20 protein-coding genes and 1 pseudogene are annotated in these 20625 nt (G+C 63.4%); 16 read left to right on the top strand and 5 right to left on the bottom strand.

The genetic code is table 11. The annotated features are described in order from the left end of the window. The first annotated feature begins 28 nt into the window (after positions 1-28). The 8 genes and pseudogenes from HWN72_RS29610 (at position 29) to HWN72_RS29575 (ending at position 5344) form a co-directional block, all read left to right on the top strand. On the top strand, positions 29-784 hold the full coding sequence (locus HWN72_RS29610; RefSeq protein ID WP_008833389.1) for a hypothetical protein: 756 nt from the start codon (positions 29-31) through the stop codon (positions 782-784). A 131-nt stretch (positions 785-915) separates the two neighbouring features. Next, a complete protein-coding gene (locus HWN72_RS31465) occupies positions 916-1227 on the top strand; it encodes a hypothetical protein (protein ID WP_231958412.1) in 312 nt (103 codons plus the stop codon). 138 nt (positions 1228-1365) lie between these two features. Then, complete coding sequence (locus HWN72_RS29600; RefSeq protein WP_156800036.1) at positions 1366-1623, top strand: hypothetical protein; 258 nt, start codon at positions 1366-1368, stop codon at positions 1621-1623. A 67-nt stretch (positions 1624-1690) separates the two neighbouring features. After that, the gene (locus tag HWN72_RS29595) at positions 1691-2314 is read left to right on the top strand and encodes a YbhB/YbcL family Raf kinase inhibitor-like protein (RefSeq protein ID WP_211152176.1); all 624 of its coding nucleotides are present in this window, start codon (positions 1691-1693) and stop codon (positions 2312-2314) included. A gap of 6 nt (positions 2315-2320) precedes the next feature. Then, positions 2321-2815, top strand: a complete 495-nt coding sequence (locus HWN72_RS29590; protein WP_211152175.1) for a nucleoside deaminase — start codon at positions 2321-2323, stop codon at positions 2813-2815. 65 nt (positions 2816-2880) lie between these two features. After that, positions 2881-3513 (top strand): SOS response-associated peptidase family protein, encoded by a 633-nt coding sequence (locus HWN72_RS29585; protein WP_008829144.1) that lies wholly within the window; start codon positions 2881-2883, stop codon positions 3511-3513. A gap of 35 nt (positions 3514-3548) precedes the next feature. Further along, positions 3549-3816: pseudogene (locus HWN72_RS29580) on the top strand (transposase); the annotation flags it as partial. Positions 3817-4180: 364 nt separating this feature from the next. Beyond that, the gene (locus HWN72_RS29575; RefSeq protein WP_008829146.1) at positions 4181-5344 is read left to right on the top strand and encodes a PHB depolymerase family esterase; all 1164 of its coding nucleotides are present in this window, start codon (positions 4181-4183) and stop codon (positions 5342-5344) included. A 26-nt stretch (positions 5345-5370) separates the two neighbouring features. Here the strand turns inward: HWN72_RS29575 and HWN72_RS29570 are convergent, their stop codons facing one another. Beyond that, positions 5371-6216, bottom strand: coding sequence for an N-formylglutamate amidohydrolase (locus HWN72_RS29570; RefSeq protein WP_051211442.1), 846 nt, complete (start codon positions 6214-6216; stop codon positions 5371-5373). Positions 6217-6230: 14 nt separating this feature from the next. Between HWN72_RS29570 and HWN72_RS29565 the strand changes: the two genes are divergently transcribed. The 3 genes from HWN72_RS29565 to HWN72_RS29555 are packed head-to-tail and all read left to right on the top strand — an operon-like array spanning position 6231 to position 10007. Beyond that, a complete protein-coding gene (locus HWN72_RS29565; protein WP_069710075.1) occupies positions 6231-7169 on the top strand; it encodes a transglutaminase family protein in 939 nt (312 codons plus the stop codon). A gap of 5 nt (positions 7170-7174) precedes the next feature. After that, entirely contained in the window at positions 7175-7990 is an 816-nt protein-coding gene (locus HWN72_RS29560) for a transglutaminase family protein (RefSeq protein ID WP_069710074.1), read from the top strand. Further along, positions 7983-10007 carry a M3 family metallopeptidase gene (locus HWN72_RS29555; RefSeq protein WP_069710073.1) on the top strand — a complete coding sequence of 675 codons (2025 nt, stop codon included), beginning with the start codon at positions 7983-7985 and terminating at the stop codon, positions 10005-10007. The genes HWN72_RS29560 and HWN72_RS29555 overlap by 8 nt, the downstream gene beginning before the upstream one ends. A 707-nt stretch (positions 10008-10714) precedes the next feature. Here HWN72_RS29555 and HWN72_RS29550 read toward each other — a convergent pair. From HWN72_RS29550 to HWN72_RS29535, 4 genes are all read right to left on the bottom strand, one after another. After that, positions 10715-11074, bottom strand: a complete 360-nt coding sequence (locus tag HWN72_RS29550; protein ID WP_069710072.1) for a response regulator — start codon at positions 11072-11074, stop codon at positions 10715-10717. Next, entirely contained in the window at positions 11071-14493 is a 3423-nt protein-coding gene (locus HWN72_RS29545) for a CheR family methyltransferase (RefSeq protein WP_248006457.1), read from the bottom strand. Before HWN72_RS29545 ends, HWN72_RS29550 begins: the two co-directional genes overlap by 4 nt. Next, positions 14490-15068, bottom strand: coding sequence for a PAS domain-containing protein (locus tag HWN72_RS29540; RefSeq protein WP_069710071.1), 579 nt, complete (start codon positions 15066-15068; stop codon positions 14490-14492). The genes HWN72_RS29545 and HWN72_RS29540 overlap by 4 nt, the downstream gene beginning before the upstream one ends. 163 nt (positions 15069-15231) lie before the next feature. Then, positions 15232-15687: a MarR family winged helix-turn-helix transcriptional regulator gene (locus HWN72_RS29535; protein WP_211152174.1), complete on the bottom strand. Its 456-nt coding sequence runs from the start codon at positions 15685-15687 to the stop codon at positions 15232-15234. A 266-nt stretch (positions 15688-15953) separates the two neighbouring features. Between HWN72_RS29535 and ectA the strand changes: the two genes are divergently transcribed. Genes ectA through HWN72_RS29510 form a run of 5 tightly spaced genes read left to right on the top strand, consistent with a single transcriptional unit; the run spans position 15954 to position 20605 of the window. Continuing rightward, entirely contained in the window at positions 15954-16460 is a 507-nt protein-coding gene (ectA, locus tag HWN72_RS29530; RefSeq protein WP_211152173.1) for a diaminobutyrate acetyltransferase, read from the top strand. A gap of 17 nt (positions 16461-16477) precedes the next feature. After that, a complete protein-coding gene (gene ectB, locus HWN72_RS29525) occupies positions 16478-17797 on the top strand; it encodes a diaminobutyrate--2-oxoglutarate transaminase (RefSeq protein WP_211152172.1) in 1320 nt (439 codons plus the stop codon). Positions 17798-17828: 31 nt separating this feature from the next. Then, positions 17829-18233, top strand: coding sequence for an ectoine synthase (locus tag HWN72_RS29520; protein WP_211152171.1), 405 nt, complete (start codon positions 17829-17831; stop codon positions 18231-18233). An 18-nt stretch (positions 18234-18251) separates the two neighbouring features. Continuing rightward, positions 18252-19166 carry an ectoine hydroxylase gene (gene thpD, locus HWN72_RS29515; protein WP_008829159.1) on the top strand — a complete coding sequence of 305 codons (915 nt, stop codon included), beginning with the start codon at positions 18252-18254 and terminating at the stop codon, positions 19164-19166. Beyond that, the gene (locus tag HWN72_RS29510) at positions 19163-20605 is read left to right on the top strand and encodes an aspartate kinase (RefSeq protein WP_211152170.1); all 1443 of its coding nucleotides are present in this window, start codon (positions 19163-19165) and stop codon (positions 20603-20605) included. The genes thpD and HWN72_RS29510 overlap by 4 nt, the downstream gene beginning before the upstream one ends. The last annotated feature ends 20 nt before the right edge of the window (positions 20606-20625 follow it).

Here is a 20625-nt window from a genome sequence, read left to right as displayed (position 1 = left end):
CAGCCGAGCAACTTTTGGAACCTTTTGAATGGTAACTGGCGTCGATCGCTTCCGCGCCCATTTTGCGGCTCATGAACATCAGTATGTCCTGATCGGAGGCGCAGCATGCGAATTGATCATGGACGATGCCGGCCTCGATTTTCGCGCGACCAGGGATTTGGATATCGTGCTGATCGTCGAGGCGCTCGACCCGGCATTCTCCGCAGCCTTCATGGCCTTTGTCGAGACATCAGGTTATGAAGTCCAGCAGCGCGCCGAAGGTGCGCGGATCTTGTATCGCTTCGCAAAACCCGCCAAAGATGGGTATCCCGCGATGCTGGAGCTGTTTTCCAATCTCCCGGATGGCTTTGAACTGGCCTCCGGCAGCCACCTCACGCCGATCCCCATTGCCGAGGAAGCTGCCAGCCTGTCCGCGATCCTGCTGGACGACGACTATTATGCCTTCCTCAAAACGATGGCGCGTCCCTTGGACGGGATCCCGGTTCTGGACGAAGCCGGCATGATTCCCTTCAAGGCTCGTGCCTGGATCGACCTCAGCCGCCGTCAGGCGCAAGGAGAGAAGGTCGATAGCCGTGATGTGAAGAAGCACTGCAACGATGTCGCGCGGATGTTACAATTGCTGAGCCCCGAGGCAAGCTATGAGCATCCCGGATGCTATCAGCGCAGATATGCAGGCCTTTGTCGAAGGGTTGGCGCGCAGGATGACTTCGTTCCCAAGCGGTTCGGAGTAGCGATGACCAAGGAAGTCGCAATCGACCGACTGAGACAAGCCTACCGGCTGTGAGACGGCAGGCCGGAACCGTCCAATTTTGCCACTATGCTGGCCTGGCACCAAAGACTTTCAGGGCAGTAGCTGCCTAAATCGGCCATAACAAAAATGCCGCCTGCGGAGGGGGAGGCCAAGGGAGAATGCGGATGTCTGACGACTTCGATGAGTTTACGCGCAGCCGCAGCCAGGGCAGCGTCATCGTGACCGAGGAGAACCTCCAGCGCTGCGCAATCGATCTCGCGGGCTTGGTGTTGCCGCCGGTAAAGGGCGTCCGCCTGGCGATTCGCTGTCTTCCTCCTCATTGCCGCGAGCGTTGGCCGCTTGAACTGTACTGGGACGCGGCGCGCCAGGAGAACGAGATCGGACGAGCCCAGGGTGTGACTGCGGCATTTAATGGGATCGTGCGTCAGCTGCGCCTTGCCGGGCGGTACGAAGATAGGGCGCCGACAGAGTCGTGATAACGATACCGGACCTTGCGATCAGATCGGCGCCTGCGACATCCAGCACGCTTGCTGGAGCAGGAGAAGAATCCGTGCATCGTCAGTAAATTCGGATGCCCCTTGCGACCATCCTTACGCTTGTGCGTTACCGAAGCGATGCCTGAAATTGAAAACTCCCTCCTGGTTGCCGCTAATCGCCTGCACCATCGCGGCTTCACGACGCCGATCATGTACTGCCGAGACCAGGACGTTCTGATCGGCCGGATCGAAGGCATAAGGGACGAGGTTTCCTGGCGCACTGTTGATCTCGTGGCGTTCAAAAGCGCGTTTGTCGCACATGTTGATGCTTACCTGCAAAGGCATGACCGGACGGTCCACGCAGACCGGGCAACGGAGCCTGTTCGTCTGATGTAGGGGCCGCATGCAGCGAACCATCGAAGATGCAGGAAGTCTCATCGCCCGATGAGGAAAGGATGACGAAGTGCTCGAACACGTACCTGCCTGGCTGGGGAGCTTGCTCAAGGATGTCCGTGCCGGACACTCGAAACTGGCAATCGTGCGCGAAGACATGGGCGACAGGCTCTTTCCGCTTTCGAGTCCCGCATTCGCGGACGGTCAGCGCCTCCCGATCAGGTTTACCGCCGACGGGGAGGGCGTTTCACCGCCGCTGAGCTGGGGGCCTCTCCCGGCAGGGACAGCATCGTTGGCGCTACTTGTCGAGGATCCCGATGCACCGGCCCCCAATCCCCTGGTGCATGGCCTTGTCTGGAATATCCCGCCCGATGTTGGAGGGCTGCCCGAGGGTGCGATCATGCCCGACGGGAATGGCGCAGCGGACGGCAGCGACGTAGGCCGAAACAGTTATCTAGCCGAAGGCTGGCTGCCACCAGATCCTCCCAAGGGCCACGGCGCACATGACTACGTGTTCCAGCTTTTTGCGCTCTCCCAGGTTCCGGTCCTCGAAGCCAACCCGGGCCGCTCCGCATTTCTCGATGCGATACAGGGCAAACTCCTCGCCGCCGGCTTGCTGATCGGGACCTACTCCCGTGACGAGCCGGCAGCTTCGAGTACCGCCGGAGCCGGCCTGCGACCTGCGGGCGCTTGATCCCCAATGATAGACGACAACGACAGAGCTTGGATGCGTGAAGCCATTCAATTGGCAAAAACGAAAGGAACAACCCCGCAGGACACCCCGATTGCGGCCATCATCGTGCTGGATGGCCGCGAGCTCTCCCGGGCAGTCAATGAGACTGAGGAGACTTGCGACGCCACCGCCCACGCCGAAATGGTGGCTTTCCGCGGAGCAGGGCCGGCGCATGGCGACATGGACCTTCGCGGCGCGACGCTCTACTCGACCCTTCAGCCGTGCGGAATGTGCACGATGGCCTCGATCTGGGCCAAGGTCGGTCGCATAGTCTATGGCGCGGGTCGCGGCGACGTTCACCAGATGTATTTCGAGGATCGTCACCTCGACACGATGGACTTTATCAAGGACGCATTTCGTGACGACCTTGCTCTCGAAGGCGGATGCTTGCGGGCGGAATGCGCCGCGCTCTACTTCGCGCCGGGCGACGAGGTTCCGATGGAAGAACAGGGCAACATTTGAAATGCGAGTATGGCAGGGACCAGTGCCCGCCATATAGAAAGCTATCGTCTTACAGGAGTTGATCCATGTGCAACCGCGCTCGCATGAAAGGCGAGATCGAGACGATCTGGGGATCGGTCGCCGAGCTCTTCAGCGAGCGCCCGCGCGACAACCGCTTCGATCCTCAAGAGCTTCGGCCGAAGGGAAGGGCGTACGTCATCCGCGAACAGGACGGGGTGCGGGCATGGGACATAATGAATTGGGACGTCCTGGGGGGCAAGGCGCCGTATCCGATGACCAACGTGCGCAACTTGTCGTTGCCGCAGTGGAAGAGGCTCGCCGAGCGCCCGGAAAACCGCTGCGTGGTGCCTCTTACCGAATTTTGCGAATTTACGCCGCAAAAGCACGATCTTGGCGACGGCAAGCCGCCGCTTAAAGGCGAGATGTGGTTTTCGGTTACGGATCAACCTGTCTTCGCCGTGGCCGGGTTCTGGCAGCACACGGAGCAGGGAAATGGCTTCACCATGGTGACCTGCAATGCCAATTCGCTGGTTGAACCGATCCACCCCAAGGCGATGGTGACGATCCTCGATCCTCATGAAATAGATACCTGGCTGCGCGGATCCTACGAGCAAATCGTCTCTCGGCAGAGGCCCTTCGATGCCGCAAGGATGCAGGTTCGCGGCCCGGTTTTTCCGACACGCTCTGCGCAGCGGTAAAATCGGCTCCGCCCTGAACCGCAAGGTCCCTGCGCGGTGCCTGCTGTCCCGGCTTCCTGAAGCCGCGCAAGACTGCGGGGAAGGCGCTGTTCGCAGCGATCCAGGAGGAGTGGATCGCCAGCGTCAGCACCCGCCGCCTCGCCGAACCGGTGCAGGCGATGGGCATGACCGGGATCTCCAAGTCCTCGATGTCGAAGCTGTGCAAGGACATAGACGGGCGCGTCCTTGCCTTGCGCAAGCGCCGGCTTGTTGGCGGCTGGCCCTGATCCCGCGTTGGGTGCCACCTACCCCAAGGTGCGCGAGCGTTCGCACGCAGCTCAACCACGAACGCGGGGTCATCTCGGGAGGCTCGAAGGCCGGATCGCAATGTGTAGGAGATCAGGTTAGATGGCGCCGTGGCATTCGCGGGAAGGCGCTGGGGGCCGGCTTTGATGAACAGGCGCTCGGTGAGCAACGCGGCTCGGATGCCTCAGCGCGGCGCATCGGCCTTCGCGAGCGCGATAACCATTTGCCGACGCCGCGTCCTCGCAGCTGATCAAACGTCTTAACGCAGGCTAATTTTGCAGCATCACGTCTTGCGCTCGTCCGTTTCTCCTCCAATTATTGTGCAGTGCAGCATAAATTGGCGCACACAGCCGCACAGCGGCCCTGACCCGAAGGAACTGGCATGCGCAAGATATCCGACACGATCAGCCGGCTCGCAGCCCTGCGCGCCGCGAGAGCCGAAAATGGCTTTATCCCAACCAGCAGCCGGCTGACGCCGCTGTCCGATTTCGGTCCAAACCCCGGGGGACTAAGCGGATTCGTCTACATCCCGCATACTCTAGGGGCCAACGCCGCGCTGGTCGTCGTCCTGCATGGCTGCACGCAGAATGCCGGGGGGTACGACATCGGCGCAGGATGGTCGGACATGGCGGACCGGTACGGATTTGCCGTGCTATTCCCCGAGCAGCAGCGCCAGAACAACCCAAACCTGTGCTTCAACTGGTTCGCGCCGGGCGACAACCGGCGGGGCGCAGGCGAGGCGTATTCCATCCGGCAAATGGTTGCCGCCGTCACCGCGCGGCACGGACTGGACCCGGCCCGCGTGTTCGTGACCGGCCTGTCGGCAGGCGGGGCGATGACCGCGGTCATGCTTGCCGCTTATCCGGAAGTGTTCGCAGGCGGCGCGATCATCGCTGGCCTGCCCTACGCAAGCGCCGCCACGGTTTCGCAGGCATTCGACCGGATGCGCGGACACGGCATGCCGAGCGCCCTGGAACTGACGGCTCGGGTTCGCGATGCTTCGGACCACGCGGGACCGTGGCCCACGCTCTCAATCTGGCATGGTACTGCCGATGCGACAGTGAGGCACGGCAATGCCCAGGCCATCATCGACCAGTGGCGCCCCCTGCACGGTGCGCGAACGGCACCGGATCATGTCGAGACTATCGGCGCCCATACCCGCCGTGCCTGGACCGATGCATCCGGCCGCGAGGTGATCGAGGAATACGCCATCCACGGCATGGGGCACGGCACTCCGCTCGACACCCTGAGCGAAGAGGGTTGCGGAGCCAGCGGTGCCTACATGCTGGAGGCGAAGATATCCTCGACCCAGCTCATCTGCCGCTTCTGGGGACTGGCTCAGGCAAGCGAGAGAAGGGCTGCCAGTATTGTAACGAAGCCTGCGCCCGCGCCGCGCGAGCAGGAACCGGCTAATGACCTGGTCGGCAATGCAATGCCGCAGATCTTCGCGCGCCGTCCCTTTATCCATGACCAGCATGCGCATCGCACCGCCGGCGTGCGCAAGGTCATCGAAGATGCGCTGAGGAGTGCAGGATTGATGCGATGAGGGCCGTCTCGTTCAGGAGTTGCCCGTCAAGCCATGTGCCCCCGAATGCGTTCTTGCCCAGGAGCAGGAGGCTCTTTCCCTGAGCCGTCACGTATCGACGATAATTCAGCGGCTCGTCGTGCCGCGTCAGCCAGACGCGTCGCCCACGCTTCTTGTCCGGACGGGTTGCCGACAAGGTCCTGTCGCACCTCGATCTCGGCGTAGCTCAGGTTCCGCGCAAACGCGTGGAAAGGGATCGTGTAGTCGGTCTCGTCCATGGCGTAAGGCTCGTTATCGCCAACGATCAGGTCTGCCTGATCGGCGAGTGCATCGCGCAGCGCGTGGGCGAACCCAGGCCGTCCCGAACCGTGCAGGACCCCGACGTCCCAAGGCCGGTTCATCCCGTCCATTTCGGGCGTGAAGCTGTGCAATGACAGTAGGACCGTCTCCTTGGCGGTAGCAAGCCGGGTATCAAGGAGCGCCGCGATCGTGGCATGATACGGCCCGTGGATCGCGGCGGACCGGGCATCGCGGGCCCGGTCACTCAGATGTCGGTTTCCGGGAATGGGGGTGCCATCCGAGACCTCCGGGATGGCATCAGGCCGTGCGGGCGAGCGATTGCAGTCGATGACCAGGCGCGAGTAGGGCTGATGCACGAAAGGCGCATCCAGCAGGAGGGCCAGAGCCTGGCCGAGGCCGAATACCCCGATATCGATCGCTATGTGTCGTCTGAAATCATCGGGCTGCAAACCAAGTGATTGCAAGGGAAATGGAACCGTCGATCCTGCATGATCGCCGATCAGCAGGAACGGTGAGCGTCCATCCACGTTGAAAATACCAAACGGCTCGGGGTCTTGCGGACCCAGCACGCTTCCTTTTGCGCGCCCGGCCATCAGGACGTTCCACCATGCCGTTGCTGACAATCCATCGCACGACGCTGTATCGCTACCAGCAGCCTGTCTCGCTCGGTGAACATCGCATCATGATGCGGCCGCGCGAGGCGTTTGACCAGCGATTGCTGTCCGCGCGCCTGATCATCGACCCTGAGCCCAATGAACTGCGCTGGCTGCACGACGTATTCGGCAATTCCGTTGCCGTCGCCTCGTTTGAGCGCCGCACGGCAGGCTTGACGATTACCAGCGAGACGACACTCGAGCATGCTCCGCTCGCCCAGACGCAGGTGGACGTCGAGAATTATGCGCGCCTGTTTCCCTTTACCTATTCGGCAGAGGACATGCCCGACCTGCTGCGCTCGATTGAGCGCCAGCACCTCGATCCTGAGCGCATTGTCGACAACTGGGCGCGCGCTTTCCTCAAGGACGAGGCAAGCACCGGGACTATTTCCCTGCTGACCGAGATGGCGACCAGCATCAAGCGGGACTTCACTTATGTCCCGCGTCATGAAAAGGGCACCCAGACGCTGATCGACACATTGAAGAAGCGTCAAGGGACCTGCCGCGACTTTGCCGTGCTGATGATCGAAGCGGTTCGCGCGCTCGGCTTCGCGGCCCGGTTCGTCTCAGGCTATGTCTACAATCCGTCCCGGTCCGAGGGCGTCGTCGGCGGGGGCAATACCCATGCCTGGGTCCGCATCTTCCTGCCCGGCTCCGGATGGGTCGAGTTCGATCCCACCAACGGCATCATCGGCAATCGCGGGCTCATCCGTGTCGCAGTAGCGCGCGATCCCTACCAGGCGTTGCCGCTGTCGGGCACCTGGTTCGGCCTGCCCGCCAGTTTCCTCGGCATGGACGTGACCGTCGATGTCCACCGGGCCGATCCCGACCAGTTCCCGTCGTTCGGCCATGGCGCCGTAAACAGCCGCCGCTCCGGCGCTTCAGGAAAGTGACACCCATGCTGATCCGCTGTGGCTACGATATCCGATTTGAAACCGAAACGAAGACGGCGATGATGGCGATGCTCAGCCTTCACCCCTCGCGCCACCAGGACCTGCGCACGCCCCAGCGCCTGCTGGCCGATCCCGACATTCCTCTCTATCAGTTCGAGGACGTCTTCGGGAACGTCGCGACGCGCCTCAGCATACCACCGGGCGGCGTGACCCTGTCCTGCGAATTCGTCATTGAAGACAACGGCGAGCCGGACATTCGTCCTGCCAACGGCCCGCAAATGCCAGTCGAGGACCTTCCAGATTTCGTCATGCCATTCCTGCTGGGCAGCCGCTATTGCGAAACCGACCGGCTCATGGACGTGGCCTGGAGTAACTTCGGCCACTACAGCAATGCCCGCGACCGCGTGGATGCGATCGTCGATTTCGTGCACCGGCACATTGAATTCGGTTACCACTATGCCCGGCCCGACAAGACGGCCTGGAACGGCTATCAGGAGCGTCAGGGCGTCTGCCGCGATTTCGCGCATCTCGCCATCACGCTGTGCCGGTGCATGAACCTTCCCGCGCGCTACTGCACGGGTTACCTGGGTGATATCGGGGTGCCGGCCGCAGACGCGCCGATGGACTTCAGCGCCTGGTTCGACGTCTACATCGATGGCAGCTGGTACACCCATGATGCCCGCCACAATAAACCGCGTATCGGCCGCATCCTGATGGCGCGCGGCCGCGATGCTACCGACGTTGCCTTGACGACGGCGTTCGGGCCAGCGACCCTGGCGCGCTTCGACGTATACACCGACGAGGTCCAGTCCGTTGAATGATCATCTGACAAATGCGCTTCTGCGTCCCTGGGACGGCCCGCTCGGCGCCCCGCCGTTTGCGCTGGTGCGGGCGGAGGACTTCCTGCCCGCGTTGAAGGTCGCGGCCGCATGGCACCGCGCGGAAGTGACCAGGATCGCGGAACAGGCAGAAACGCCGACGTTCGAGAACACCATCGCTGCTCTGGAGCGGTCGGGAGAAGCGCTTGGCCGGGTCCGCCGCCTGTTCTGGACGCTATCCTCAGCGCACGCAGCGGCGGGCATCCGCGCTATCGAGGCCGAGGTCTCGGCGCTGCTGAGTGCTCATTCCACCGTGATCAACCATAACGCCGCGCTCGCCAAGCGCATCGCTGCAGTCCACGCGTCACGCCATGATGCCGGCCTGACGCCGGCGCAGGTGCGCCTGGTCGAATCCAGTTACGCCGGCGCCCGGCGAAGCGGTGCGGCTCTGGGGGCTGAGCACAAGGAACGCTTTGCCGCAATCCAGTCCCGACTTTCAGATCTCTCCGTGAAGTTCGGCCATAACGTCCTGGCGGCGACTGCCGACTGGATACTGGACCTTGGCGAGGATGACCTCGCAGGGCTGCCTCCCTCCCAACGTGACGCGGCTGCCGCGCGGGCAGCAGCAGCAGGCGCTCCGGGCCGCTTCCACGTAACCCTTGATCGCACCGACTACGAAAGCTTCCTGAGCTTTTCCACGCGCCGCGATTTGCGGGAAAAGCTGTGGCGCGCCTTTACCGGGCGCTGCAATGGCGGGGAACATGACAACTGGCCCATCATCGCTGAAATCCTGGCGCTCAGGCACGAGCGGGCAATCCTGCTCGGGTACGCCGACCATGCGCACTATGCGCTGGAGGACAGCATGGCGCACACGCCTGCCGCCGCGCTTGCTCTCCTGGAGCAGCTGTGGGAGCCCGGCAAGCGCCGCGCTGCGGAGGAGGCGGCCGAGCTGCAGGCGCTGATCGATGCCGAAGGCGGCGCCTTCACACTCGCGGCGTGGGACTGGCGCTTCTATGCTGAGCAGGTGCGCCGTTCCCGCTATGCCCTGGACGGCGCCGCGGTGGCGAAGCATCTGCGTCTGGACGCTGTCCGGCAGGCGGCCTTCGATACGGCTGCCAGGCTTTACGGACTGAGCTTCACGCGCCGCGAGGACATCCCCGGCTATCATCCCGATGTCTGGGCCTGGGAGGTCCGAGACAAGGCAACTGGCCCTGTAGGATTGCTGTTCACCGATTATCTTGCCCGGCCGGAAAAGCACGGCGGGGCCTGGATGGGCACTTTGCGCGTGCAGGAAGCGATGGACGGGGAAGTGCTTCCAGTCGTCTACCTCGTCGCCAACTTCGCGGGTGCGCCGCCGCCGGACACTGGCGCCACGCGCCTGTCGATCGACGAGGCGCGCACGCTGTTCCACGAGTTCGGCCATGCCTTGCATGGCCTTCTTTCGCGGGTGACCTACCCCAGCCAGTCGGGCACGGCGGTGGCCCGCGATTTTGTCGAATTCCCCAGCAAGCTCATGGAAAACTGGATCGTCAGCAAGGAAGTCTTGTCCGGGTTCGGCGTGCCCGAGACGCTGATCGAGGCGATCCGCAATGCACTCAGCTACGGACAGGGTTTCGCCACGACCGAACTCATCGGTTGCTCGCTGATTGATCTGGCCATTCACACCTGCGAGCAAGCTTCTGCAGATCCGCGCGCTTTCGTTGATTCTGAGCTTGAAAGGCTTGGCATGCCGCCGGCAGTTGGTCTGCGGCATCGCCTCCCCTATTTCACACATATCTTCGACGGCGGCTATGCGAGCGCGTATTACAGCTATGCCTGGTCCGAAACGCTCGACGCGGACGCTTTTGAGGCTTTTGCAGCCTCAGGCGATATCTTCGACGCCCGGCTGGCCGAGCGGTTCCGTAAAGAGATCCTGAGCGTCGGCGACACCCGTGATCCAATGGAGTCCTTTCACGCTTTTCTTGACAGGGCTCCCGACCCCGAGGCTCTGATGCGGGCACGAAACCTGATCGATGTTTGAACTGACGGCCTGTACTGAGATGCGGTTTCAGCGAGTGCCTCAACATTCAGCATGAGGGTCCGGAAGCGAACCTTGTTGAAGGTTATATAAATAACACCGCCGTGGAGCAGTTGGTCGAAGCCCTTACTCGGTGGATGAGCTTTCGCGCGTACTGCACGGTGCCCGGCAGGGCAGCATGCGATAACGGCCTGCCCGCTCAGGCAGACAAATTTTGGCGAAAGCATCGCGGGGCATCGGCCATCAATAAGGTAGTGGGAAGCTGGATGATCATTCTGCCATTCATGCCTCACATCTCGGACACACTGGCGGCAGCCCGTTTGGCGCAAATCGGTTATCTCCCGCTGGCACGCCACTCGCGCGTTTCCTATCGCCCCATCGCGTGTTGCGGATCCACTTCGACCGCACAGGCTCATATGAAAACCATAAGGATTTCCGAGCTTCGGGCTTGCAGGCAATATCCCCGCAGGACCAGCAGGGGTGCTCTAGATCAATATACGCCATTCCAACGTCCACGCGTAAATGTCAGTTAGGTTAGCGTTCAGGTGCGAATGGATCAGTATGCGGGTCTGGATGCCTAGTCCTGACGATCTGAACAGATGACCGGTACTTGACGCACTGTCGCGTAAAGCTGACTCTGCCCGACAGGCATCGGTCAAAACGTTCGGGGGAGGAAGTCTTATGAACTAGCCCCAATCCTATATACGCTGTCAGGCCGTTCTGCCGATGGCCTTCTTTAATGCTGCGCGCAGGTGAGAAGGAGAACTGGGCTTTGGGCAAATCTGCGCATCCGGATAGCGAATTCGCAGGGCATTCTCGTTAGCGTGGCCGGAATGGAAAATAAGCGGGACGTTCATCTCCCGCATGCGATCCGCCGCCGGGAAGACTTCTCCGTCAGGAAGGCGGACGTCGAGGATCGCGCAGACCGGTCTCTGACGCTCGATCGCAATCATGGTGGCGGCAACCGTGCCGCAATGTGCGGAGACAGCGAAACCCTCTTCGGCAATCAGGTCTTCGAGATCGAGCACGACGAACAACTCGTCCTCGACGATCAGTACGGTATCGGTCATCGAACCATCACACCGCCAGGCAGCCACAGTCGAAGGGCAAAGTGGCCATCGCGTAGTTCGCGAGAAATCCGGGCACCAAGCTGACGGACAGAAGTGGTGACGAGCAATGTCCCGAAGCCCGATCCATCGCCCGCATCAATCGTGTCATCACCGTCTTCGTCCCAGAGCAAGTCAATTCCGTCGGCGCTTAACGTCCAGCGCACGCGGAGGGTTCCCGCGCGCGGTCCCAGGACACCGTACTTTGCGGCATTGGTTGTCCATTCGTGCAGGATGAGGGCAAGAGGAGAGAGGCAGTTGCGATCGATGTCGATCTGCGGGCCTTCGACCAGAATCCCGGATTGCCCAGCGTAGGCGGCGGTCGTCGTCTCGATGAGGGTCCGAAGCGAGAATGTCTGCTGCTCTTCGCCCGAAGGCGACGCCAGGGAGTGTGCCCGGCCCAGCGCCGCGATGCGTTCGCGCAGATCCGCGCCATAGCTGCGCACGTCGTTGTGAGACCGACCGGCAACCGCGATCATGCCGCTGACCACTGCGAACAGGTTCTTCACCCTGTGGTTCATTTCGCGCAGCATGAGGCCGCGTGTCTCGGCTACGGCGTATTCCGCCGTCAGGTCGATCGTTGCCCCCACCAGGCGGCGCGGGCGCGAGCCGATGAGCCGGCCGTAGGCCTTGAGCTGACGGCAGGCGGCGGCAGCATCCTCCGCTTCGCACACGCGAAAAGCGATTTCCATGTCCTGATCGCTGTAAAGGGCATGAGCGATGCCGTCTTCAAGCAAGGCGCGATCATCGGGGTGAACCTTCGCCAGCACATCGCCGAGACTCACTGAGCCCTTTGCGGGCAACGAAAGCTGGCTGCGGCTTGTGGTGTCGAGGATCACGTCGTCTTCATCTGGACGATACTCCCAGACCCCGATCCCGCCGGTCTTCACGGCCAGATCAAGCCTCTCGCGCTCGGCGGCCAGATCATCTTCCATCAGCAGGGCGACGGTGATGTCGCTCAATACCAGCGTGGCGCCATCGATCGTTCCGTGCTGGGTCCGATAGGGCAGAACGCGCAGCGACAGGGTTCGGCCGCCGTCGCGCGTGCGAACCCGGCGATGGAGAGGCTCGCCGCCGCCCGCCACGCGCCGCGCATCGTCAAGGTAGGTACTGTCGTCCAGGCGCGTTGCCACGTCGGCCAGCAGGCGCCCCCGATCGGTCTGCTGCAACGGGAAAATGGCAGTCGCCGCTTCGGTAAAACTGCGGATGCGAAGCTGCCCGTCGAGCACGATCACCGCCAGTTCGGTGGACTCGAAAAAGTTGCGCAAGTCAGCGTTCGCGACGGTAAGTTGGTCCACCTTGCTTTTCAGCTCGTCGTTGACGGTCGACAGCTCCTCGTTGGTGGACTGTAGCTCCTCGTTCATCGACATCATTTCTTCGTTGGAGCTTTTCAGCTCCTCGTTCGCGGTCTCCAGTTCCTCGACCGCGGTGCGCAGTTTGTGACGCGTGAGGCGCAGTTCCTCTTCCAGCGCCTCCATGTGATCGTCGCCGCTTTCGATCTCGGTAAAGTCCGGCCCGTCGAACCGCTGGAAGGGGCCGCGATCGCGCAGGATCAGCAACAGCGAATTGTCGGGCAACGGCTCGCAGATCGCCTCGACCGGCTGGATGCCGTAATCCGAACGCACCTCCACCTCGCGCGCCACCACCTTCTTGCGGGCATCGCGGGCCTGACGCACGAGTGGGCCGAGCACGTCGCGCAGGCCCGGCTTGGCCAGCGAGATCGCGCTGGAGCCGCCCGTGCGGGTTACCGGGAAATCGAAATAGCGACTCAGCTTGCCATAGGCGGCAAGTACCGCGCCGTCCTGATTGAGCACCATGGCGGGCGGCGCATAGCGATCGACCAGGCGCTGGACGGCTATGCCGGCATCGGACGGCTTGCGCCGGACGTCCCGATCGCTGTTGTCCTCGCGGCGACGCTGAAGGCCATGCTCTCCGCCCGGCAGGTCGATCGGGTACCGGGGGGTGCCGGGCGCGCGCTCGAAGATGCGGGCGTGATGATCCAGAGCCGGGAACAGATGGTCGAAACGGCCGATGCTTTCCGAGGGGCCGAGGAACAGGTACCCGCCCTCCCGGATCGCGTAATGCAGGATCGGCATCACCGATTGCTGCAGGCGATCGTCGAAGTAGATCAGAAGGTTGCGGCAGGAAACAAGGTCGATCCGCGAGAACGGGGGATCCTTTACAACCGAGTGGTTGGAAAACCGGATAAGGTCGCGAATCTGGTTCGAGATTGCGAATTTCTCCCCATGCGGCGTCGTCCAGCGCTCGCGCATGGGCGAAGGGATATCGGCCAGCGCGGAGGCGGGATAAATTCCTTCCCGCGCGATCTGCAGCATCTGCTCGTCGATGTCGGAGGCGAAAATCTGCACCGGGTTGGCGAAATTCATGCGCCGTGCCGTCTCGGCAAAGAGCATGGCGATGCTGTACGCCTCCTCCCCGCTGGAACAGCCCGGGATCCAGACCCTGATGTCGTCGTCGCTGGGACGGTCGCGCAGCAGCGGCTCGATCACCTTCTCGCGCAGCGCGTCGAACATTTCGGGATCGCGGAAGAACCGCGTGACATTGATCAGCAGGTCGCGGAACAGCGCCTCGCATTCGCCTGAATCCGATTGCACGCGCTGCAAATAGCCGCTGGCCGAATCGATGTTCAGCACGTGCATGCGCCGCTCGACGCGCCGCACCAGCGTCGAGCGCTTGTAGCCCGAGAAATCGTGGCCAACGGCCTTGCGCAAGGTGGCGCACAGGTCATCGACATGATCGGCGACAAGTTCGGCTTCGCGTTTGTGGGGCTCGCCTCGGCGCCGGGCGAAGAACGCGCTCAGGCAATCGAGGATCTCCGACGGCTGCTTGACGTAGTCCACGAGGCCGGTTCCGACCGCGGATACGGGCATCCCGTCATACCGCGCGGTTTCCGGTGTCTGGACGACGCAGACCCCGCCATGTTCCTTGATGGCACGCAATCCCGTCGATCCGTCGGCCCCCGTGCCGGAGAGGATCACGCAGGCGGCATCGGTCTGCTTTTCGGCGGCGAGCGAGATGAAGAAATCGTCGATCGGGCGGCGAAGTCCGCGCGGCTGGGCGAAATCGGTCAGCTGGAGCTTGCCGTCCTGCAGTGCGAGACCGCGGCCGGGAGGTATGATGTAGACGCGGTCTGCCAGAACTTCTTCGCCGCCCTCGCACTGGAGCACGTCGAGCGGGCTCGCCCGGTCCAGCAACTGCGCCAGCATGCTCTCGTAGTTGGGGTCGAGATGCTGGACGACCACGAATGCCATTTCCGTAGGCAGCCGGGCCACCGAGAGCATCTCGCGCAGGGCCTCCAGCCCGCCCGCCGATGCGCCGATCCCGACGATCGGGATGCCGCGGGTACATTCGTCGCCGCTCAAAGGATCGCGCCGTCGTCTAGATCGGCGAGGGTCAGCCTCGCCTGGGCGATCGTCGCGGCCGAATTCGCGATCGTGGTCAAGGTGCCCTCGACGATGATGCCGCTCTCGGCAGCCACCGGGCTGAGGCGGGTCAGTGTCAGGCCAAGGTCGCTGTCATATGCCCTGAGCCGATCGGGCTGAGCGCGGCTGACATCGAACTGAGACGCGAAAATGTAGCGCGTCCTCCCGGAAAGAGTGCGCAGCCTCGACATGTAAAGCAGGTTCACGAAAGGCGTTCCGTCTTTGCGAAAGTTGAGGATCGGGGTGCGCACATTGGCCGCAGCATCGTCGCCCAGGAAAGCGCGCAGTCTCGCCCGGGCTTCATGATCTTCTGCCGCCCCCTGCAGGATGCGGCAATTGCGACCTGCAAGGTCCTTTTGCGAATAGCCCGTCAGGTCCGCAAAGCGGCCGTTCACCAGGATCAGCGGATTGTCCGCGTCCGGACTGCCCAAGGCCAGGGCGACCGGAGAGTTCTCGAAGAAGGTGCACAGTTCGTCGGGAATAGTCAGATCGGACAAGTCGTTACTCCCGGCCATCGGGTAAGAGCTGAGGGGGCCGTTCGTACCGGCCATGCGGGCAAGACTGCAACGGCTCTGTGCACCATCTGTTGCCGAAGGTCGAGCCGAGAGGGAAATTGCTCAATGGGCACATGAGCTTGGGAAGCGACCTTTAGGCCGTGAATGTTCGGGGTGTTAGGCGCTACGCCGTATCCTGGCCCGAACCGCTGTCTTCTGAAATCAGAGCCCCGATCCGTTCGAGCATGGCGAGGATCATGGCCTGTTCCCAGCGCGGCAATCTGTCGAATCCCCGCCCAAAGCGCATCTGCAACGGAAACGGCATACTGTTTAGCCGCTGAAGGCCTTCTTCGGTCGCCTGGACGAGGATCTGGCGTTTGTCGTTCTCGCTGCGAGAGCGAGTGACGAGACCGGCTGCAGCCAGCTTGTCGACGATGTTGGTTATCGTCGCCTGTCCGAACCGGAGCGCGGCTGCGACAGCGCTGGGCGTCACGCTTTGTCCGGATCCGATCTGTCGCAAGACCAGGGCCTGCGACGGGGTCAATCCGGTTGCCGCAGCCATCCTCCGGTTCTCCAGATCCGCGGCGTCGAGAATTTTTCTCAGGGCCGAAAGTGCTGCTGGCGTGAGATCGCTGTCCATGCCCCGACAGCTAGCTTTCCTGCGGCTTTGCGCCAAGCCGCAAGATACTTCTAAATCCGAAATATTGCATTCCAATGACGCGCACTAAGGGAACATATCTAGCGACACATGGTTGCAATGAACCGCACGATCCGTATGTTATCACGCAGCAGCAGTCATAATGAGGCAAATGCCAAGCACGCCAATGTGCTTCGGAGGGTGAAGTAATCTTTGATGAAGTCATGAGTAAAGCCGCCTTCGGGACGAATCCCGAGGGCACAATTCCGATGTGTAAGACTACCTCGCCGGTCCTGCGCCGGCCCACTGCCGAAGACGGGCCTGCCGTCACTGCGCTGATCGCGGCGTCCGAGCCGCTCGATCCCAACTCGGCCTACTGCAATCTGCTTCAGTGCAGCGATTTCGCCGACACCTGCGTGCTCGGGGAGCGTGAAGGCGCGGTTGTCGGGTGGATTTCCGCCTACCGTCCGCCTTCGCATCCGGAGCGCATCTTCGTGTGGCAGGTCGCGGTCGCGGCCGCGGCGCGGGGCGAAGGGCTTGCAGGGCGCATGCTGGATGAACTGGTCTCGCTGCCCGCCGTACAGGGCGCGACCACGCTGACCACCACGATCACAGAGGCCAACCCGGCCTCCTGGGCGCTGTTCGGCGCCTTCGCGCGCCGCCGTGGCGCCAGCCTCTCGAAATCCAAGCGCTTCGAGCGCGCCGCGCACTTCGCGGGGGCACACGATACGGAATGGCAGGCGACCATCGCGCCGCTGCCGTCCGTCCATACCTGAACAGGGGAACTCCCGAAATGACGAAGACTCCCATGCCGAGCGCCACCGCGCCGGATACGAAGATCTATGACCGCCGCGAATCCAGGGTGCGCAGTTATTCGCGTGCGATGCCTCGCCAATTCGGCAAGGCGCAAGGGCCTTGGCTCCACGACAACGAGGGCGGGCGTTATCTCGATTTCCTGTCGGGCTGCTCCTCGCTGAATTATGGTCACAACCATCCGGTGCTCAAGGCGGCGCTGATGGACTATATCGCCGATGACGGCGTGACCCATGCGCTCGACCTGCACACCGACGCCAAGGCCGCTTTCCTGCGCACGTTCGAGGACGTGATCCTGGAGCCGCGCGGGCTGGACTATCGCGCGATGTTCACCGGCCCGACCGGCACCAACGCGGTGGAAGCCGCGATCAAGCTGGCGCGCAAGGTCACGGGCCGCGAACTGGTGGTCGCCTTCACCAACGGCTTCCACGGCATGACGCTGGGTGCCCTCGCCTGCACCGGCAATGCGGGCAAGCGCGGCGGCGCAGGCGTGCCGCTCAGCCACGTCAGCCATGAGCCGTTCGACGGCTATTACGGGAGTGAGGTGGACACCGCCGACCTGCTCGAACAGCGCCTTTCCGACCCCTCCAGCGGCCTCGACGCGCCCGCTGCGTTTCTTGTCGAGACGGTACAGGGCGAAGGCGGCCTCAACGCCGCAAGCCCTGCGTGGCTGCGCCGCATCGCCGCGCTGGCGAAGAAGCACGGCGCGCTGATGATCGTCGATGACATCCAGGCCGGCTGCGGCCGCACCGGTGGGTTCTTCAGCTTCGAGAACATGGGCTTCACGCCCGATATCGTCACCCTGGCGAAGTCGCTTTCGGGCATGGGCCTGCCTTTCGCGCTGACGCTCATGCGTCCCGACCTCGATGTCTGGAGCCCCGGCGAACACAACGGCACGTTTCGCGGCAACAACCACGCCTTCGTCACCGCCACCGCAGCGCTGCGCGAATTCTGGGCCGACCCGGCCTTCATCGATGCGGTGGCGCGGCGCGGCGGCATCCTCGAACGGCGGCTTGAGCGCATGGCCGAGCGCCATGGCCTGACCACGCGCGGGCGTGGCATGATGCGCGGCATCAACGTCGGCAGCGGCGAGGTCGCATCGCAGATCACGTCGGCCTGCTTCGAAGAGGGCCTGATCATCGAGACCAGCGGCGCGCATGACGAGATCGTCAAGGTACTGGCCCCGCTGACCATCGAGGATGCGGTGCTCGAAGCCGGGCTCGACATTCTGGAAGAGGCGGTCGCAGCCGCGATCGCCCCGGTGGAGCGGGCGCTGCCGAAAATTGGCGTGGCCGCCTGAACACTCCCTCCAAATTCAAAGGAATACCCACATGATCGTTCGCAATCTCAACGACGTCCACAAGTCCGACCGTCACGTCGAATCCAATGGCTGGCACTCCGACCGCCTGCTGCTCAAGGACGACAAGATGGGCTTCTCGTTCCACGTCACCACGATGTTCGCGGGTGAGGAACTGCATATGCATTATCAGAACCACCTGGAAGCGGTGCTGGTGATGCAGGGTGAGGGCACGATCGAGGACCTCGGCACCGGCCTGACGCACGAGTTGAGGCCAGGCGTGCTGTATGCGCTCAACGCCAACGACAGGCACATCGTGCGCCCGGTGCAGGACATCGTGTGCGCCTGCGTCTTCAACCCGCCCGTGACGGGCCGGGAGGTGCATGACGAAAGCGGCGCCTACCCCGCCGATACCAGCGAACCCGCACTCGCGGACTAAGGAGAAAGGGGGCTCACGATGCACGACCACTATCCCACCCGCAGCGCGGCCGAACCCCAGCTGTTTCCGCGCAGCGAACCCGTTGCCCGCCGCGCCTGGCAGCCGGGCGCGCCGTTGACCGCAGAGCAGATCGCCCAGTTCGATCGCGATGGCTATCTCGTGCTGGAGAGCGTCTTCTCCGAAGCCGAGATGGCTACGCTCCAGGCGGAAACCGGGCGCCTGCTTGGCGATCCCAGGGGGCTGAAGGACGAAACGGTGATTGCCGAACCCGGCAGCCGCGAAATCCGCTCGATCTTCGAGATTCACGAACAGAGTGACACGATGGCGCGCCTTGCCGCCGACGAACGGCTGGCCGGCGTCGCCGGCTATCTGCTCGACGACGAGGTCTACGTCCACCAGTCCCGCCTCAACTACAAGCCGGGGTTCAAGGGCCGCGAGTTCTACTGGCACTCCGACTTCGAGACCTGGCACGCCGAGGATGGCATGCCGCGCATGCGCGCGCTGTCGATGTCGGTGCTGCTGGCGGAAAACACGCCCAACAACGGTCCGCTGATGGTGATCCCCGGATCGCAGCACGTCTTCATCGCCTGCGTGGGCGAGACGCCGGACGATCACTACAAGGCGTCGTTGCGCAAGCAGGAATACGGCGTGCCCGACGAGGACACGCTGGCCGAACTGGCGCACCGTCAGGGCATCGTCGCGCCCACCGGCAAGCCTGGCACGGTGATCGTGTTCGACTGCAACACGATGCATGGTTCCAACGGCAACATCACCCCGTTCCCGCGCGCCAATGCGTTCCTCGTCTACAACGCGGTGAGCAACCGGCTGGAGGCACCCTTCGCCGCTGCCACCCCGCGCCCGGATTTCATCGCCGCGCGCGATGTGAAGCCGGTGACGCCCGTTTCGGGCAGCCTCGAAGGAGTACCTGCATGAACGGAGCGCATTCCGTAGAAAAGATCGGCGGCACTTCGATGGCCGCCACCTCGACCGTGTTCGACAACGTGCTGATCGCCGGGCGCGAAGGCGCGGACCTCTACAACCGCATCTTCGTCGTCTCGGCCTATGCCGGGATGACCGACCTGCTGCTGGAGCACAAGAAGTCGGGCCGGCCCGGCGTCCATGCCCACTTCATCCGCAACGAAGTGCCCGGCGCCTGGCGTTCGGCGCTGGCCGACGTGATGGGCGCGATGTGGGCGCGCAATGCCGAGATGTTTGCGCGCGCCGAAAGCCGCGAGGAAGCCGACGCCTTCGTGGCCAGGCGCATCGCCGCGCTGGAAACCTGCCTCGACGATCTCGACCGGCTGCGCGCACACGGCCGCTTCTGCCTGAAGGAGCAGATGACCACCGTGCGCGAGATGCTGGCCGGGCTGGGCGAGGCGCATTCGGCGCACTCTACCGCGCTGATGCTGCGCGACCGGGGCGTGAACGCGGTCTTCGTCGACCTCACCTTGTGGAACCACGAGGACATGCGCAGCCTCGATGCCCGGATCGAGGAGGCGCTCGGCCCGATCGATCTCGCCACGCAGATGCCCATCGTCACCGGCTATGCCGGGTGCGAGGGCGGCATGGTGCGCCGCTATGCGCGCGGATACTCGGAGATGACGTTCTCGCGCATCGCCGTGTTGACGCGCGCGCGCGAGGCGATCATCCACAAGGAGTTCCACCTCTCCAGCGCCGATCCGCGCCTTGTCGGCGAAACGGTGGCGCGCAAGATCGGGCGGACCAACTACGACGTGGCGGACCAGCTCGCCAACCTCGGCATGGAGGCGATCCATCCGCGTGCCGGGCGGGGGCTGCGCCAGTCCGGAATTCCGCTCAGGGTGCGCAACACCTTCGACCGGCACGACGGCGGCACGCTGATCTGCGGCGACTACGTCTCCGAAGCGCCGCGCGTGGAGATCGTCACCGGCCTGTCCTCGGTGCAGGCGCTGCAGGTGTTCGAGCAGGACATGGTGGGGGAGAAGGGCTACGATGCCGCGATCCTCGACACCCTGACCCGCCACGGCGCCTGGATCGTCAGCAAGAGCTCCAACGCCAACACGATCACGCATTACCTTTCGGGCACCGACACGGCGCAGATGGCTGCGATCGTGGCGGACATCGAGGCGAAGTGGCCGGGCGCGGCGGTGACGGTGCAGCCGGTGGCGATGGTCTCGGTGATCGGCAGCGATCTGGGCGAGCCGGGTCTCGTCCCTCGCGCGCTCATGGCGCTGGCGGAAGCGGGGATCGGCATGGTCGCGATGCAGCACCAGATCCGCAACGTGGACGTGCAGTTCATCGTCGGCGTCGAGGACTTCGACCCCGCCGTGCGCGTGCTGCACAAGGCGCTCGTCGAAGGCGCGACGACGGCGCAGGAACGCGCGGCGGCCTGACGCCCGGTTCCACTTCGTCG

Origin of the sequence: Novosphingobium sp. HR1a (assembly GCF_015594425.1) — a bacterium.
Lineage (GTDB): Bacteria > Pseudomonadota > Alphaproteobacteria > Sphingomonadales > Sphingomonadaceae > Novosphingobium > Novosphingobium resinovorum_A.
The sequence above is the reverse complement of the archived record's forward strand: the minus strand, read 5'-3'. Positions and strand labels throughout refer to the sequence as shown.